Origin of the sequence: Mesorhizobium erdmanii USDA 3471 (assembly GCF_000472705.1) — a bacterium.
Classification (GTDB): domain Bacteria; phylum Pseudomonadota; class Alphaproteobacteria; order Rhizobiales; family Rhizobiaceae; genus Mesorhizobium; species Mesorhizobium erdmanii.
In genome coordinates, this window is the sequence record NZ_AXAE01000025.1 from 58,004 (window position 1) to 73,187 (window position 15,184).

A 15,184-nucleotide genomic window follows, 5' to 3' on the forward strand; every position below is an offset into this window, starting at 1 on the left:
CCTGTCCTCGGGATTGAATACGGTGCGCTGTTAGCAGACGTGGCAGCAGGCCAAAGATCTGATCCACGCGGCGGACCGGCGCAGCTCATCTATACCAGCAGCCGGCGTTCAAACCGCGAACGCCCAGCGTCATTGGGCAGGCGGTGCGATGGCATGGCAGCGCGGGTCGACCGGGTGCTTATCCTTCCCGCATGCCGGTATCCGTGCCATCCCCTTGCCGGTCTTCCCGGCGGGTTTGCTGCGGTCTGAACCCGCAGCTGTCCGCTTCAAGGCCGCTATCGCGCCGCGGAGCGGCCGGAACCCGCCGATCTCGGCAAGGCTGGCCCGCGTCCCGCGCAAGGCCAGTGAAGAACTGGCCCCGCTTGTCCGCAAGCCAACCTCGCTCGCCTGGCAGGCTCCGGACCCTGAAGCGTCCAGCTTCCGCCGGTTCCTTTTGACCGCACCCGCAGGGAAAACCGGCAAGGGCTGGAACACCTGAAGGGCATCGCTAGAAAGGAAAGTTCAATGTCCAGTTCAACCCGCTCCACCAAGACCAAGGCCCGCGTCGTCCAGCTCCGCAAGGGCACAACCCTCGAAATGGTCCGGCTCTGCTGCCCGGATCGCCACCAGGCCACCCTCATTTCCGAAAGTTTTGGCCTCTGCGTCCTCGACAGCGACGGCATCCGTGAATTCCATGAGCGCAGCCTGATCGAAAGCGCCGATACGCTCTCCGAGGGCCTTTCCGAAAAGGCCATGCAGATCCACCTGCAGAGGATCGTCGGCTCCCATGTCGGTTCGGCTTATGGAGCAGGCCAGTTTTACTCGAAAGCCGTCACCGAGGCGAAGGACGCTACGGCCAAGCTCGCCAACGACACCCGCGACGAAGACATTGACGGTCCGGTCGGCTTCGACAGCAAGGCCCAGCGCAAGCGCGAATTCGCCGCCGAAATGGGTCTGCAGGCACATGCGCTGCGCATGGCGGCCGAGGGCGCCGTGGCAGCCTACGAGCACGTCGTTGGTGAAGGCTGGAAGCCTTACGAACGCCAGACCGAGAATCCCGGCCAGGGCGTCAGCCGGCAGGCGGCCGACCTGCAGATGGCGGCTCTGGGCTGACACTCTTCGGGCGGAACTTCGGTTCCGCCCCATTCCATAGGCTGGTTCCCGACGGGGCGCCGGCCTGCTTGCATGTCGCAATGTATTCCACTCCAGATCCTTGAAAGGGAAGGAAATCCTTTGGTTTGGCCGCGCCGATCGCGGCCGTCACGAATGATGGTCCTGCTTGCGGTCCTCGGCCGCGAAACGGCTGCGCCGTCCTCCACTGCCGTTGCGGCCCGGCTGCGAGATTTCTCCTTCCTCCGATTGAAACCTCGACCGGGTTCGCGGACCTGCGGTCCTGCGCGGTCGGACCTCGTGACGGCCGCGATCGGCGCGGCCTCGAATGGAGGTTTGAAATGGACAAGAAGAGCAACCAGCCCCGCGTCGACATCTACGCGAAAATCACCGATCGCATCGTCGCGGACCTGGAAAAGGGTGTGCGCCCATGGGTGAGGCCGTGGAGCGTGGGCAATGCGAAGGGTCGTATCACGCGCCCGCTACGCCACAATGGCCTTCCGTATCAGGGCATCAATACCTTGCTTCTCTGGTCGGAGGCCGCTTCGAAAGGCTTCGTCTCTCCGACGTGGATAACCTTCAAGCAGAGCGTCGAACTGGGGGGTCATGTCCGCAAGGGGGAAACGGGCTCAACGGTGGTTTATGCCAGCCGCTTCACCAGGACCGAAACCGATGCTCATGGCGAAGAAGTCGAACGGGGCATTCCGTTCCTGAAAGCCTATACGGTATTCTGCGCCGACCAGATCGAGGGTCTGCCGGCCCACTACTACGCGGCGCCCGATCCTGTTACCGATCCTGTCGAGCGCATCGAGCATGCCGATCGCTTTTTCGACAATACTGGAGCGGTCGTGCGGTATGGCGGAGACAAGGCCTATTATTCTCCCTCTTCCGATCATGTGCAGCTACCGTCCCCGGAATTTTTCCGGGACATGGCTTCGTTCGTCGCTACGCGCGCGCACGAAACCCTGCACTGGACGGCGGCTCCCCATCGACTGAACCGAGACCTCAGCCGTTACCACAAAGACCGCACGGACCGCGCGCGCGAAGAATTGCTTGTGGAACTCGGCGCCGCCATGCTCTGTGCGGACCTCGATATCGTGCCCGAGCTCGAGCCAAGGCCCGATCATGCCGCCTATATCCGGGGCTGGGCCAGCCTGTTGGGCAGCGACAAGCGGGCCATCTTCCAGGCGGCCGCCCATGCGCAACGCGCGGTCAATTATCTCCACGAACTCCAGCCGCAGGCGAAAGAATTGGGGAGGGCGGCCTGACGTTGCGCGCTCCGCTATTGCAAGGGGAGGGCGCCGAGCCCTCCCTGATCATCCGCCTTCGCGTGCTCAGCACCGGCGGGGAGTGCAATCAACCGCGCTCGCCCTGATGGCGGCACCTGGCATTTCGGGCGGCTGGATTGCACTATATTCGCCGATGCGTGCTGGAAACCCGTCGCTGTCTTTAGGTATGTCGCCGAATGTGCTGCCCGTTTCCGGTTTGTCTCGGCTGGCAATTTGCGCGAAATCTCCTCGACGCTCGCCGAGGGCAAGTGGTGGGCATCGATTCCTTCTATTACCCGCACCGTCGACCGGCGCGCCAATCTCTTGATCGGTATGACTCGCTGGCAGCGACCACAGCCGGCGGATCGAAACGATCCCGCGCCGGCTAGCCTCACGCGCTGGCGCTCGCTGCAGCATCCGGTCGCCACTTAATGGCTCGGAATCCGCCCAAAAGTGCCTGCATCGGTTGCCCCAGCCTACAGCCTCTATACGATCCATGCGTGACAATGACGCCGAGGCATGTCCCCGATGCTGTCGACGTTGACCGGGCAACTCGCACCGGCCCACCGCGGTATCGGCGGCCAGGTCTTTCTGCACCGATCCTGCGTTCCCCTTGGCGAAGTCGATTTGTAGACGGCACAGGCCAGTTCGACTTGTGGCCAAATGAATGTCAAGGGATGCGCGGCGTGCGATCGTCCAGCCTGCAAAGCGTCGTTGGCTTCAGCACACCGACATGCACAGCAGGTTGAAGGCCCCGCCTTGCGGCTGGCCCTGTCCGAGCGGTAACCCGGGGGCCGGAGCCAATCAGCCGGCCCGTGCGGCGTCCAGTTCGAGAAGCGTATGTCCATGACCGTCAAGGGGCGGTTCGTGCCTGAAGCAGCAGATTGCTTGGCTGCTGGAGTTTGGCCTATCGGCCTCGTCGTGGTTCAACCGATATGAGCAGGCTGGCGCGTTCTTTCCGGCTATGGGCCTTCGTTCTGCATGACGCTGACGTGGACGGCCGGGCTTGATGGCGCCCCACCGTGCCTGCGGTTGCGGTGATCATGCCGATAGGTTTCGCCTGTCGTCCGTGGCCGCGGTTTCATGGAGGGGCGCACCACCTGCGTCCTCGATGTGGCTGGTCTGACCGAAGGCCGTCTTCGCTTCGCTCCGCCTCGTTCTCAAGCCCGCAACAGCCGGTCGCGACTTTCTTCCCCTGCTGGCTTCGCCATCATTCCGCGCGAACAAGAAACTCGCGCCCTGGCTGCCCTTCACTGTCGTTCCGGCCCTAAGGACCACCCCATTGCGCACGCGCAACGGGGACCCCGGTGGGTGCAGGCCGATCGCCTCCGGTCTGTCGACCGCCATCGAGGTCGCGGTGGTCGCGGCCCGAGAAACTCAAGGAGACGACAAATGGCTACCATCGGCACTTTCACCTCAAACGGCAACTCCGGCTTTTCCGGAGCGATCAAGACCCTCAACCTCAACGTCAAGGCCAAGCTGATCCGCGTCGAGAACCCTTCCGACAAAGGCCCTCACTTCCGCGTCTACTCGGGTAGCGTCGATCTCGGAGCCGCCTGGCAGAAGGTCTCCAACGAGGGCCGCGACTACCTCTCGGTCAAGCTGGACGACCCGAGCTTCCCCGCTCCGATCTACGCCACCCTGATCGAGGTGGAAGGCGAGGAAGGCCTGCAGCTGATCTGGTCTCGCCCCAACCGGGACTGATCGCCTCAACGAGGGCTCCGCCGCAAGGCGGGGCCTTCGGCCGTTCCAAACGAACGCCGGCAGGCGGACGGAGCAAGAACGCGTCGCCTTTCGGGCTTGCTGCTCCGTCGGCATCGCAAAACCGAGGTCCGCCCCTATCGGAATCCGGTGTCCCCTCTGTTCCCACCTGAGCCTACGGCTTTTCGGCCCGCCGCAAGGCCGGACCGCCTCACCAAAATGCTGACGCGTTTCGGCTCCTCCGTGCGCCTGCTGCGCCGGTCGCTGCACGAGCCTTGCCCACTCTCGTGCGCGCTCGCCATGGTGCCGCCCGACTGTTCCAGAGCCGTGTCATGACAGGTAGAGCGGCAATGTCCCTTCTACTTCACGACAGGCGAGCCTTTGAGCGGCTCCGATAAGATTCTGGACTTTGCGATCAACGCTCACAGTGAGCACATCTATCACATGCCCGGCCAAGAGTATTACGATCGCACCGTGATCACGACCAGCAAGGGAGAGCGGTGGTTCTGCAGCGAGGAAGAGGCGGTGGCCGCTGGTTGGCGGAAAGCAAAGCGTTAAGTCACAGGGGGCAGGTGTTGCCCTGTTTTTCACCTGCGCTGGCGCGGACGGCGGGAGCGCTGACTGCAACATCGGCGACGGCCCGAAGTTGCAACCTGTGGCAGCGTCAAGATCGCTGACTTCCGGCTGGCGACATCTGACCCGGCCGGTCGACGGCATGGTGGTCAAGGCGAAACGGCTACACGAGCAGGAGATCGAATGGCCGCGCATCAAGGTGCTTCAACAGCCTCGCCCGAGACGTCGCAGAAGCGTCAAGGGCATGTCGGTCGGGGTGCGTGCGCGTATCCACTCCATGAAGCGGACGGATAACGCGGGCATCGAGCGGCGACAGCTTCGAAATCATCGCGACGCCGTCGAATTCCTCGCTTGACCCAAGCCCGACAGCTCGTCCCAGCGGCTGCCCCGTCAACCAGACGAGATCGCTTCTGCGCGTCGGGTAGGTGGATCTCGGCTGATAGCCGCGCATCCGCTTGGCGCGCAGCAGCTCGAGGAAAAACCCGACGGCTTCGCCCTCGGTATCGAAGGAGTGCTGTACCGTGCGGCCGTTGGTTCCAATCCGGCCCCAACGGCGGACCAGGCAGGTCTGCCCGAACAGAGTCTCCTCGATCGACAGCACATAGAAGCGCGCCATGTTCCGATCCGCATCGCGGCGTTCGATATAGAGGCGATAGTGCTGCGCGATCATGGCGGACAGAATCGCGCAGCCGGACGCGCGCGTCCAATGATTGGTTTGAATCAGCGGACGCCGATCGATTCACGCGCGTGATGGATGGAACCGAACGTCAGTCGTTCAGCGGCATCTGCGATGGCCTTCCCCGCAGAGATGTAGCGAAGCCTCGCCGAGTCATACGCGGTTGGTCGTGACGAAAATCGACGCTAATCAGCGCGTCTGGCTACTTCGGCTGCCGAGCAAGGAATTCCGTTATCAGGTCCTGCACCACCTCCTGCATGGTTGTCCTATTGCGCGCGCAATGGACCTGCAGCTCGATCATCTGCGAGACCGGAATGCGTGTGTGCAGCCGGGCTGTCTCGCCGTCTGCCTTTGGCCTTTCGAGCTTCGCTTTCGCCGCTCTGGCAGACTGGGCTCTCGTCTGCTCCTCCAGGCTGTCCGTTTCGCTGATGCTGGATTCCACTATGGCAGCCATGTTGCGCGAGAACGGATCATCCGAACGTGCACGCGGTTTTAAGGCGGGCAGCGGCAACTGGTTTGCGGTCCGATCGCTTTTCTCGTTCATGGCGTATTGGCTCCGTTCAGTTTGCGAATGATCTCGGCAGTGAGGGCATTCGTCTGGTCGCGAGCGTCCTGCACGGCCTTGTTCACAGGCTGCACTTCGTAAAGCGTCCCAGCCGTTGCGATCGAGGCGAAGGTCGGCCGCTGCGACAGAAAGGTCTCAAGCACGCTGGCGTCGGCCTGCCGCAGCAGCTGGATGGCTGTGCGGAAGGCCATCGTGTTGTGCTCGATCCCCGAAACCATGTTGAGCATCACCGAGTAGGGAATTTCGCGGTGGCGTCCGCCAAGTGAGCGGATGTGCCGGATCAGACCGAGGCATTGCTTGACATCGAAGACGTGCGCTTTCGTCGGAATCAACACGAAGTCGGCGTTGGCGACGGCCGGGCCGAGTGCGGCCACGGCCGTGCCCTGCACATCCACCAGCAGCAGGTCCTCGGCGTCGGATTGCGCCAGGCGATCGATCAGTTCGTCGGTCGAGCCGATGGGGATGACGTCGATGTTAGAAAGAGCGTACCCGGCGCGGCGACTGTTTTTGCTCCACTCCACCGCGGACAGTTGCGGATCGGTGTCCAGCACCGTCACCCGATGACCGGCGGCGGCGAATTCGCCAGCGAGCAGGATGGTGGTCATGGTCTTGCCGACCCCGCCTTTGGGAGAGGCCACTGTTATCTGCACCGCGCGTTGTTCCGGCATTTTGTCTCCCAATATTCGCGTGTCACTTTGGCGCCAAATCGCCTCTGCGCTTTGGCGCCAAAGTGACTTTCTTGCATTATGCCTATGCGCCAATGCAACAAAGTGCGAAGGCACATAAGTGCCTATGTGATAATACGAATTTGCGCATCGGTGCAATGTTCCGAGAGGCATAAAAGGTGATGGATTGACGAGTCATTTAGTTATTATAATGTTGTTCAGTGAATTGACAAGATACGCAATTTGGGTCCAAATTGGCTGAGCAGGTCATCGCTTCGCTTTGACCTGGACCGTCTTCGACGGGAGGCCCATGCGCCATGGCGAGGAATTTTGGACACCAGCGCTGCCCAGAAAGACACTCGAAAGCGCTCCCGGATCGATCTCGGGCCGGAGGCGGGCGCGCTCCTGGACGAGGCCTGCAAGGTGTTCCAGCTTGACCGGGCGGAGACGTTGCGGCGCATTATCCGGGCCAGCCTGAATGTCGGTCCCGCTCTGTCGGCTGAGAATTCACGCACTGTCGCGGCGTTGGCCTCGCAAGTGCGGATGGTCGGCCGAAACCTCAGCCAGCTTCTCCATGCCATTCATTCCGGCCACGCCGTCCCCATGGAGGCGGCGTTGCCGATATGGGAAGCACTGGATGAGAGGGTGAAAGCCGTCGACGCCGAATTGACGGCGATGACGATCGCCCATGGCCTGAAACTTCGGAAGGCGGCGCATCTGCTGGATGGTGAGAGCGCGTGAACCTCGACCAGTCGTCCATACAGGCCATAGAAGATCGGATTCGCGCGAGCGCAGCTTTTGAAGACGAGAACCGCAAGCGCCGCAATCGGGCCATGTTGTCACTCGCTGCAAATGACGATGATTGGTTGCTCACGGTTCGCGGCCGGAAGGAGGCGGGCGGTTTCGGGGGAAGCCAGTCCCCGGAACCGGCGGTGCCGCGCTCGTCTCCCCGGGAGCTCGAGCCGCCGCGCGGTAAAGCCGGGCGACTAAACCTCCCCCTGCCAACGAATCGGCGGAAGCTCGCCGGCGGACTTGCGCCGAGGGCGGCTGCCGACAAGCTGGCGGCCGGGTATCAGCCGGCGGTCCTGAAGGTGATTTCCTACGGGCATGGCGTCGCAAGGGCAGCCGCCATCGGTCAGTATATCCAGAAGGAGGGCGTCGCGCTCGAAACGCATGATGCGCGCATCCTCGCAACGCAGGGGGCCGTTGCCGAGGAAATGAAACAGTGGGGCAAGGGCTTTGACAAGCGGCGGGAAAGCGAGGATGTGGCGACGTTCCGGCTTTCGCTGGCAGGGGAGGAGAGTGCCGAGCGCCTTTCATTGGCGGTTCAGGCTGGTTTTGCCGGCCACGGTTTCGCCTATCGCATCGACACATTGCAGGACGGATCGAGCGTCGCGCGTGTTGTCTCGACAATGGCCGGACACAGCGTCGTGGAGAGCGAGAACGGGGACAAGAAGGTGAAGCATCGCTTTCACCTTTCCGATCGACGCCAGCATGATCGCCAGTTCTCGGCACCAACCCGGGCCATGATCGCCTCGCGGATCTGCGAGGCGCTTGGTGTCAACGAGGAGGCCGTTTCGGTGAAGCCGCTCGGGGAACCCAGCCACGGCAAAGCCGGTGTCGTGTTCCAGCTCTCGCGCCTCACCCATGACGGAGCGGCGATCGGCGCCGACGGCGCCACGATCGCGTCTGAGGAGGCCGTTCGGCAGACCGCGCAGTTCTGGGACAAGACCCTGAATTCCTACAAGCCTCGCGACATCATGCATATGATCCTGTCGGCCAAGGCGGGCGAGGACCGGCAAGCTCTGGTAAGGGCCGCGCGTGGGTTCCTGCATGAGCAGTTCCCCAATCACAAATTCGCCTTCGGCATGCATGCCGACATGGCCGAGGAGGGCGGCCACATACACGTCCATGCCGTCGTCGCCGTGAAGGGTGAGGACGGTGAGCGCTTGCGACCAGGCCCGGCCCAGCTTCGCGAATGGCGCGCTCTCTATGCCCAGCACGCACAAGCGCAGGGCATGAAAATCGTCTCGACCTCCGCGGCCTATCGAGCGTCATCACAAAGCTATGGTCCGCGCGACAAGGCGATCGTGGCCACGGCCGAAAAGCCGCGGCCAGGTAGGGAGGCGCGGGACCGCGCCTATGCCCGTGCAAACCCGCACGTCATCGAGAAAGCACGACAACGGATCGACTACGCGAGGGCCAACCCGATCAAGATACCGATTTCGGCGCGCCAGCTGCGGGCCACCCAGGCAAGCCTTCGGGACTGGCGCTCGGTCGCAGCTGCTCAGCCGGATAACACGATGGCGAGTCAATTCATTGATCGGATGACGCAAGCTGTCCGATCCGGTACTGTTGTGGTCGCTATTCGAGATGGAAAGGGTGTTCGAATGAGTTCAGATGCCACCGCGGACCAAATGCGGGAAAACCTAAAAGAGATCAACGAGACCGTTAACAAGACCGCGGCGATGATGAACGGCCAGACCAAAGCGGAGTTCTTACGGCGCGCGGCGCCCACCATGGAGCTGCTTGCGATCCGGACGGATCTCAAATCCCTGCAGGAAGGTGGCGTCACGCATGTCAGCGAAGACCAGGCCCATCGGATTGCCGGCGCACGCGCCGAAGCTTTGATCCATCGCGCCCAGGAGATCGAGGCGGCCGAGCGGCTTGAGGCCGATCGCGCTCGCGAGATCCGCAACCGCGCCATCGAGCAGGAGATCCGCGACGAACGAGCTGGATCGGCTGATCCGACATCGCTTGAGCAGGTTGCACAAGACCGCGAAATGGTGCGCAACGCCGAAAGCATCGCTGCGAAGGAAGCCCGCGAGGCACAAGCCGCGAGCGAAGCCGCGCGTGCATTGGCGCAGAATCCTAACGAGCGGCTTGATCCCGAGATCGTCAAAGGCGAACGGCTCGAAGAACTGCAGCGCCTGCAGTCGAGGAGCATCAACACCGCTCCGGTCGAAGGCGAAGAGCCGGATTCACAGAAGCCGCAAAAGCAGTAGTCGCCTCGCCACGCAGCACTGCGTGGGCTTGTTGTACGCTAAGCCGGGCGAGGCAGGGGCTCCGTTCGGCACACGCTCGCTTCAAACTGCAAGATGTGCTCCGAGGAAGACGAGGATTTGACACCTCGTGATTATGCCGCCTGCTTTACCCGGATTTCTATATCCAGGTGTGCCGAGGCGGCGATGTTGACGAGCGCGTCAAGCGAGAACTTGGCGAGCTTACCGCGCAGCAGGTCATTGGTGCGAGGGCGCGTCAGACCGAGCCGCTTGGCGGCTTCCTCCTGGGGAATGCCCCAACGCTGGACTGCCTTACGGATTTCGTAGAGCAGCGCCGAGCGCGCTTTGAGGTTTGCTGCCTCCTGTTCGGTGTCCGCCAGGGCATCCCAGACGTTCTCATAGATTTCTACGTTCATCGTTCTGCCTTCCATCGTTTTAGCCGTTGGGCCGCTAGATCGAGGTCTTTCTTGGATGTGGCCTGTGTCTTCTTCTGGAACGCATGAAGCACCAAAACGCGGTCCTCCAGGGTTGCCAGATAGATGACCCGAAACGCTCCCGATGCCTCCCGAACCCTGATTTCCCTGACGCCGGCCCCCACGATCTGCATAGGCTTCCAGTCATCTGGATCGTCCCCGCGCTGGACAAGTTCGAGCTGCCAGCCGGCCTCTATCCGCGCATCGTCAGGAAACGCTCGAACATCCGCTCTGCTGCTTCCAAGCCATTCAATCACCTTCATCGCGGCCACTGTATCGGTATCGATACATTTTGGCTAGAGAGAAAACCAATCGCATTTTACGGACCAGCAATCAGCTGCACCGGATTGCCGAACCCGCCAGATCATCCCCAGCGGGCCCAATATACCATCGAGCACAAGGAACGGTTCGATGCGACCGTTATCGGATTAAGGGACACTTGGTCGTGTTGTCACACTCGCACAGGCGCGGAACGCTCAAATCGCGCTTTTGTATTCACCTGAATTTCCTGTCCTAGCGATCGCCGTGACGTCTAATTTGATCCTGCAGCTCTTCAATTGCGGCAACCGGCACCGTGTCGGCCTCTTCGTCATCCACGGACGGCGACAGCGAACGAGCGCCGGCCTCTACCTCGTGATCGAGGGATGCGAGCAGCGCGGCGATCGACGTGGACTTGTTTCCCGGCCGGACCTGGAATTGCAAGACGCTCGCCTTGCCTTCAGACGCACTCGGGTCGGACGTATTTGAGGCTGCCGGCGCCGATTGCCGGCCAAGGGTGGGAAGCGGCCGCGGCGCATCCGCGGCCGTCTGATCGGTCCGCTTCGGCTTCAACTCCGCAACTTCAGCGGTGACCTCACTCTTTGCTCCAGCCTCACCACCCGCTCGACGGCCTCGGCTTGGCAGCACCCGCGGTGCATCCGCGCTGTCGCTATTCGCTTTTGGCTTTAACCCGACGGGACCAGCCCCTTCAGCCGCCGCACCAGTCGCGGGCGGCACCGCATCGACAGACGCTTTATCGCCCGAAATCGGCGCTTCGACGGTATCGGGTTCCCCCAACTCGAACGGCGCCGCTGGCGTACTGTTGGCCGCCGCTTCGACCTCCGCCATGGAGCGTAGCGGAAGATCCTGCCATCGTGAGAGAGGCGGAACCTTCAAGCGCCGGTGCCGAAATTCCTGGTAAGTCGCCTTATAAGGAGCGTCCTTATAATAGGTGATCTTGCGCACCATGAAACCAGGCGGGCTCGAGACCAGAACCACGGCCTGCTTCGCCGGCATTTGCCGAAGCTCCGCCGCCGTCCGGAACGGCCTTTCCTGATAACTTAAACTCTTGTCTCGGCCCCCGAATATGCCTTGACCAGCCCTGATGATCGGTGTGGGCACCTCGATCGTGGTCGGTCCCAGCATTACAGAGACATGTTCCGATGTCTCCACATCGTTCATGCGGATGAAAAGCTTCACCTGGCACGCTGTCACCGTGGTCTGCCGCGTCGCTTTTCCATAGACTTCGTCAAGCTGGGCAAGGTCCTGCAGGATCAGGACCATGCGAAATCCATAGCCCGCGTTGATAGCCAGCTTGGAAACGATAGTCTCCATTTTGCCGAGCTGGCGAAACTCGTCGATCATCACCAGGACCTGATAGGGCTCGTCCGGGCCTGGTAAGGAAGCCATCAGCACATCATGGATTTGCTGAACCAGGAGTTTGATGATGGGCCGGAACACCTCGAGCTGCGCCACCGAGCAGCCGATGAAGAGAGCCGTCGGATCCTTGCGAAGGTTCGAGATATCGAAATCGGTCGACGCCGTTGCGGCTGCAACGAGATCATTGGTCCAGGGGTTGAGAGCCGCCGTCAGGTTGAAGAAGGCCGAGTTTCGCGTTTCCTTTTCCAGCGCAATGAACTGGTTGAGCCCCTGCACGACCCACGAAGGCAGATATTTTTCCTCGTCATTGCGGATATTCGTCAGCACCCTCAAAAAATCCACGCCCGTCGACAGAAGCATCGCGACAGCTCGCAAATGACGCTGCCCCTCATAGCGTGGCGATGTCAGGACATAGCCGATCATGGCCGAAAGCAGCTGCCGACCGGCGCGCGCCCAGATCTCGGAACTCCCTGTCGCCTCGGGGATGATGAAGGAGGAGACCACCGCGCAGTCCGTCGGCATGCGCGCATCGCGCCGAATGAAATCCAGCGGATTATAGCGATGCGAATCCCGCTCGCCGGGGGAAAAGAAAAAGACCTTGTCGCCGAGAGCCTGCCGGTGCGCACCGAACGCCTCGAAGTTTTCCCGCTTAGGATCGAACCACACCGAGGATCCTCGCCACATATAACCGTTCGGTATGACAAAGCTGACGCCCTTGCCGGATCGGGTCGGCCCGACCACCAGGACGTGCGCGGGATCATCCGAGCGGATGGTCGCCCCACCCATCTTGCCGAGGATCAAGCCTTGCTTTGCCAGCAGGTTTTGCCTTTCGGCGTCCATGATCGTGCCGAACCGTGCATCGCCGTAGTGCTTTGGCTTGCGGTTGATCAGGCTTGCAAAGATCAGGCCGACGCCGATCGCCACGACAACCGCGACCGCGATCGCGCCCCGAATGATCGTCTCGCCCTGCGTGGGATGATAGGCCAGGCGCTGGCTGAAATGCTGCCAGGCAACCAACAGGCCGCTCAGGCTGCGTTGCGCGTTCTGGTACTTTAGAAGCCCCCAGCGCGAGGCGCCTTCGGAAGGGAGGGCGGGATTCCAACGCCATGTCGCCACCAGCTCGTAGGCCAGGCTCCAAAGAGCAAAGAAGGCGGCGAGGCCGATGAGGCCGAGGAAAAGCCTATAAGCCAATAAGCGAGACATTCTGGGGAACCTTTCTGGCGGCTCTCCACTCAGTCATGCGGTTGAACCAGATCGCCGAAGTACCGCGCCAGCCGCCCCGGCGCGTCTGTTGGATCACAATCGGCAGGACCGACCGCACGTAATCGATGATCTCCGCCTTGCTCAGCCCGAGCCCAGCCTGCATGACCATCAAGGCCAGCTGCTCGAACGCACCGGCCGGGCTGTCCGCGTGGATCGTCGTGATCGATCCCGGATGACCCGTGTTGACGGCGCGCAAGAACGAATAGGCTTCCGCCCCCCGGATCTCGCCCAGGAAGATTCGATCCGGCCGCAAGCGCATGGCCGCCTGCAGCAGCGTTTCAACGGTCACGCGCGCCAGGCCCTGGTCGCCCTTTGACGCGACGAGGGGCAGATAATTGGGCTGGTGGGGTTTGACCTCGCGCGTATCCTCAATCGTGAGAATCCGCTCATCCGAAGGCACCTCGTGCAAAATCGCGTTCAGAAATGTCGTTTTGCCCGACGATGTGCCTCCCGAAAGCAAGATCGAATAACGTTCGCGCACGGCCAAGCGGAGGAAATCCTCGATCTTGCCGGCGTCGAGATATTCGCAAAGGGCGCTGTCGGTCTCGCTCAAGTTGCCGGGATCCTGGACGGAGATCGTATCGAACGCCCCCCGCTTCCGATAATCCTCAAGGCGCATATCCTTCACCACCTGCTTGCGGATCGCGAAGGCGCCCCCTGTCGGGGTTGCCGGCGCAAGCACGCCCTGAAAGCGTTCGCCGCCGGGGAGGGCGGCCGAAAGCAAGGGATTTTCCTCGCTGACCGACTGCGAGGATGATGCCGCTATACGTTCCATGAGGTACGTGATTGCGGCGCGGTCGAGCTCAGGCACGTCGAAGGGCTCCATATGGGTGGAGCCAACGATTTCGACCCATACAAGTCCAGGCCCGTTCGCACAGATTTCCACGACGCGCTCGTCGTCGAGCCAGCGCCGCACGGGCCCCAGCGCCTTATTTAGAAAGACGGTTCTTTGCTGCCCGCTCACGTCGTATCTCCCTCAAAGCCTCGCGTACCGGGTCCGGATAGAACTCCGAAAAATCGAGGTCGCGGCGCACGAACACCATGATGCGCGACCCCTGATCGACGTGGATCGTGGGCGCGATATTGATCGAGTTGCGAAGCGCCTCTTCGGCAATGCGGTTGAGGCTTTGCGAAATCTGTTGCGCGCCGATCTGGCGGGCGCTCTGCATGTACTGGTTGGGTTGCGTCTGGGTTGTCACCGTCTGTCCGGTCTGCGGATCAGTATAGGCCTGATTGGTGTTCGACCCGTTCTGGTCATTGCCAAGGTTGGCGATGAACTGGGTCGCGCCGCCCACGACACTTAGAAGGATCGCCGAGCCGAACCGCTCGAAATAATGGTTGTCGACCTCGCCCGGCATGCCGCTGCGACCGAGCTCGTCGGTGCCCGTCGAACCGAGCTGCACCGACATGCCGTCCGATCGAAGCAGGCGTGTCCACACAATGAACACCCGCGTTTGGCCGGTTGCGAGGCCACTGCGATATTCACCGATAAGGCGGGAGCCACCGGGGATCAAAACCCTGCGACCATCGAACGACCATACATCCTCCGACACGACGGCCCGAACCATACCGGCAAGATCGCTCTGGATCGCGGTCTCGAGCACGCCCTTGATCATCGTCCCCTGGGCGACCAGAGCGTCGGTGCGCGGGTTCATCGTGGCCTTCGATGTATCCGCTCCGCTCTGGCTCGCCCGTGCCAAAAAACGCCGGTTGGGGTCCTCCTCGCCCTCGCCTGCGTTCCCGGCCGCCGCTGCATCCGTTCCATTGCCGCCCAGTGCTGATGCACTGCCAGGCGTATCGCCGCTATCGACGACGAGCTGCTTGGCGCCCAGGCGCTCCCATTTGCGGCGCTCCTCTTCTTCCTGCCTGCGCCGTTCTTCCTCAGCCAGACGCCGGGCCTCGGAATCGTCCTGAACCTGCTGTGGAGCCGCAGGCGGTTGCAATGCTGGCGGAGGGGGAGGGGGAGCCTCGATCGTCGACGGCGGCTGTGCTGGCGCCGCCGGCGGCTCCTCGGGAGCCGTCGGGATTTTCAGGGTCCCGTTATCAAGCTGGGGACGCGGCGTATCGAACCCTGGTGCGGGAAACTGTGTGGTGTGAAACTCCTCGCCATCCGACGCCGTCAACAGCGGCTTGTCCGACGCACGCGTCGCCGCATAGATCATCCAGCCGGCGAAGACCACCGCACCCAGCGGCACGGCGATCTTGAACAATGTGCTTGCGCCGAATTTTGGCGCGGCGACCGCCGTGCCCTCCTCAGCGAGCATTCTGTAC

General features: G+C 62.1%; 15 protein-coding genes. 7 read left to right on the plus strand and 8 right to left on the minus strand.

The window, feature by feature from the left end:
• Positions 1-148: 148 nt before the first annotated feature.
• The 5 genes from A3AU_RS0120795 (at position 149) to A3AU_RS1000000141095 (ending at position 4,616) form a co-directional block, all read left to right on the plus strand.
• Positions 149-478, plus strand: coding sequence for a hypothetical protein (locus A3AU_RS0120795; protein ID WP_154674623.1), 330 nt, complete (start codon positions 149-151; stop codon positions 476-478).
• 26 nt (positions 479-504) lie between these two features.
• On the plus strand, positions 505-1,092 hold the full coding sequence (locus tag A3AU_RS0120800) for a hypothetical protein (protein ID WP_027054586.1): 588 nt from the start codon (positions 505-507) through the stop codon (positions 1,090-1,092).
• A 338-nt stretch (positions 1,093-1,430) separates the two neighbouring features.
• A complete protein-coding gene (locus A3AU_RS0120805; protein ID WP_027054587.1) occupies positions 1,431-2,357 on the plus strand; it encodes an ArdC family protein in 927 nt (308 codons plus the stop codon).
• 1,392 nt (positions 2,358-3,749) lie between these two features.
• Positions 3,750-4,061, plus strand: a complete 312-nt coding sequence (locus A3AU_RS0120815; protein WP_027054589.1) for a DUF736 domain-containing protein — start codon at positions 3,750-3,752, stop codon at positions 4,059-4,061.
• 378 nt (positions 4,062-4,439) lie between these two features.
• Complete coding sequence (locus tag A3AU_RS1000000141095) at positions 4,440-4,616, plus strand: sunset domain-containing protein (protein ID WP_470362432.1); 177 nt, start codon at positions 4,440-4,442, stop codon at positions 4,614-4,616.
• 178 nt (positions 4,617-4,794) lie between these two features.
• Here A3AU_RS1000000141095 and A3AU_RS1000000140870 read toward each other — a convergent pair whose 3' ends face one another.
• From A3AU_RS1000000140870 to A3AU_RS0120835, 3 genes are all read right to left on the minus strand, one after another.
• On the minus strand, positions 4,795-5,301 hold the full coding sequence (locus A3AU_RS1000000140870; protein ID WP_081709608.1) for a WGR domain-containing protein: 507 nt from the start codon (positions 5,299-5,301) through the stop codon (positions 4,795-4,797).
• 208 nt (positions 5,302-5,509) lie between these two features.
• Positions 5,510-5,851 carry a hypothetical protein gene (locus A3AU_RS0120830; protein ID WP_027054590.1) on the minus strand — a complete coding sequence of 114 codons (342 nt, stop codon included), beginning with the start codon at positions 5,849-5,851 and terminating at the stop codon, positions 5,510-5,512.
• On the minus strand, positions 5,848-6,540 hold the full coding sequence (locus tag A3AU_RS0120835) for a ParA family protein (protein ID WP_027054591.1): 693 nt from the start codon (positions 6,538-6,540) through the stop codon (positions 5,848-5,850). The genes A3AU_RS0120830 and A3AU_RS0120835 overlap by 4 nt, the downstream gene beginning before the upstream one ends.
• Before the next feature lie 327 nt (positions 6,541-6,867).
• Between A3AU_RS0120835 and A3AU_RS01000000135765 the strand changes: the two genes are divergently transcribed.
• Together A3AU_RS01000000135765 and A3AU_RS0120845 are read left to right on the plus strand one after the other, a co-directional pair.
• Complete coding sequence (locus A3AU_RS01000000135765) at positions 6,868-7,278, plus strand: hypothetical protein (protein WP_245235535.1); 411 nt, start codon at positions 6,868-6,870, stop codon at positions 7,276-7,278.
• Entirely contained in the window at positions 7,275-9,542 is a 2,268-nt protein-coding gene (locus A3AU_RS0120845; RefSeq protein WP_027054593.1) for a relaxase/mobilization nuclease domain-containing protein, read from the plus strand. Before A3AU_RS01000000135765 ends, A3AU_RS0120845 begins: the two co-directional genes overlap by 4 nt.
• A 131-nt stretch (positions 9,543-9,673) precedes the next feature.
• Here A3AU_RS0120845 and A3AU_RS0120850 read toward each other — a convergent pair whose 3' ends face one another.
• The 5 genes from A3AU_RS0120850 to virB10 form a co-directional block, all read right to left on the minus strand.
• The gene (locus A3AU_RS0120850) at positions 9,674-9,955 is read right to left on the minus strand and encodes a helix-turn-helix domain-containing protein (RefSeq protein ID WP_027054594.1); all 282 of its coding nucleotides are present in this window, start codon (positions 9,953-9,955) and stop codon (positions 9,674-9,676) included.
• Entirely contained in the window at positions 9,952-10,275 is a 324-nt protein-coding gene (locus A3AU_RS0120855) for a type II toxin-antitoxin system RelE/ParE family toxin (RefSeq protein WP_027054595.1), read from the minus strand. The genes A3AU_RS0120850 and A3AU_RS0120855 overlap by 4 nt, the downstream gene beginning before the upstream one ends.
• 250 nt (positions 10,276-10,525) lie before the next feature.
• Positions 10,526-12,853, minus strand: a complete 2,328-nt coding sequence (locus A3AU_RS0120860; RefSeq protein WP_027054596.1) for a type IV secretory system conjugative DNA transfer family protein — start codon at positions 12,851-12,853, stop codon at positions 10,526-10,528.
• Positions 12,831-13,877 carry a P-type DNA transfer ATPase VirB11 gene (virB11, locus tag A3AU_RS0120865; protein WP_027054597.1) on the minus strand — a complete coding sequence of 349 codons (1,047 nt, stop codon included), beginning with the start codon at positions 13,875-13,877 and terminating at the stop codon, positions 12,831-12,833. The genes A3AU_RS0120860 and virB11 overlap by 23 nt, the downstream gene beginning before the upstream one ends.
• Entirely contained in the window at positions 13,843-15,177 is a 1,335-nt protein-coding gene (virB10, locus tag A3AU_RS0120870; protein WP_245235536.1) for a type IV secretion system protein VirB10, read from the minus strand. Before virB10 ends, virB11 begins: the two co-directional genes overlap by 35 nt.
• Positions 15,178-15,184 lie beyond the last annotated feature (7 nt).

Coding starts and splice junctions, on each gene's coding strand:
- A3AU_RS0120815 (WP_027054589.1), top strand. CDS start 3,750: ATGGCTACCATCGGCACTTTCACCTCAAACGGCAACTCCGGCTTTTCC.
- A3AU_RS0120800 (WP_027054586.1), top strand. CDS start 505: ATGTCCAGTTCAACCCGCTCCACCAAGACCAAGGCCCGCGTCGTCCAG.
- A3AU_RS0120855 (WP_027054595.1), bottom strand. CDS start 10,275: ATGAAGGTGATTGAATGGCTTGGAAGCAGCAGAGCGGATGTTCGAGCG.
- A3AU_RS1000000140870 (WP_081709608.1), bottom strand. CDS start 5,301: ATGATCGCGCAGCACTATCGCCTCTATATCGAACGCCGCGATGCGGAT.
- A3AU_RS0120835 (WP_027054591.1), bottom strand. CDS start 6,540: ATGCCGGAACAACGCGCGGTGCAGATAACAGTGGCCTCTCCCAAAGGC.
- virB10 (WP_245235536.1), bottom strand. CDS start 15,177: ATGCTCGCTGAGGAGGGCACGGCGGTCGCCGCGCCAAAATTCGGCGCA.
- A3AU_RS0120795 (WP_154674623.1), top strand. CDS start 149: ATGGCATGGCAGCGCGGGTCGACCGGGTGCTTATCCTTCCCGCATGCC.
- A3AU_RS0120805 (WP_027054587.1), top strand. CDS start 1,431: ATGGACAAGAAGAGCAACCAGCCCCGCGTCGACATCTACGCGAAAATC.
- A3AU_RS0120830 (WP_027054590.1), bottom strand. CDS start 5,851: ATGAACGAGAAAAGCGATCGGACCGCAAACCAGTTGCCGCTGCCCGCC.
- A3AU_RS0120860 (WP_027054596.1), bottom strand. CDS start 12,853: ATGTCTCGCTTATTGGCTTATAGGCTTTTCCTCGGCCTCATCGGCCTC.
- A3AU_RS0120850 (WP_027054594.1), bottom strand. CDS start 9,955: ATGAACGTAGAAATCTATGAGAACGTCTGGGATGCCCTGGCGGACACC.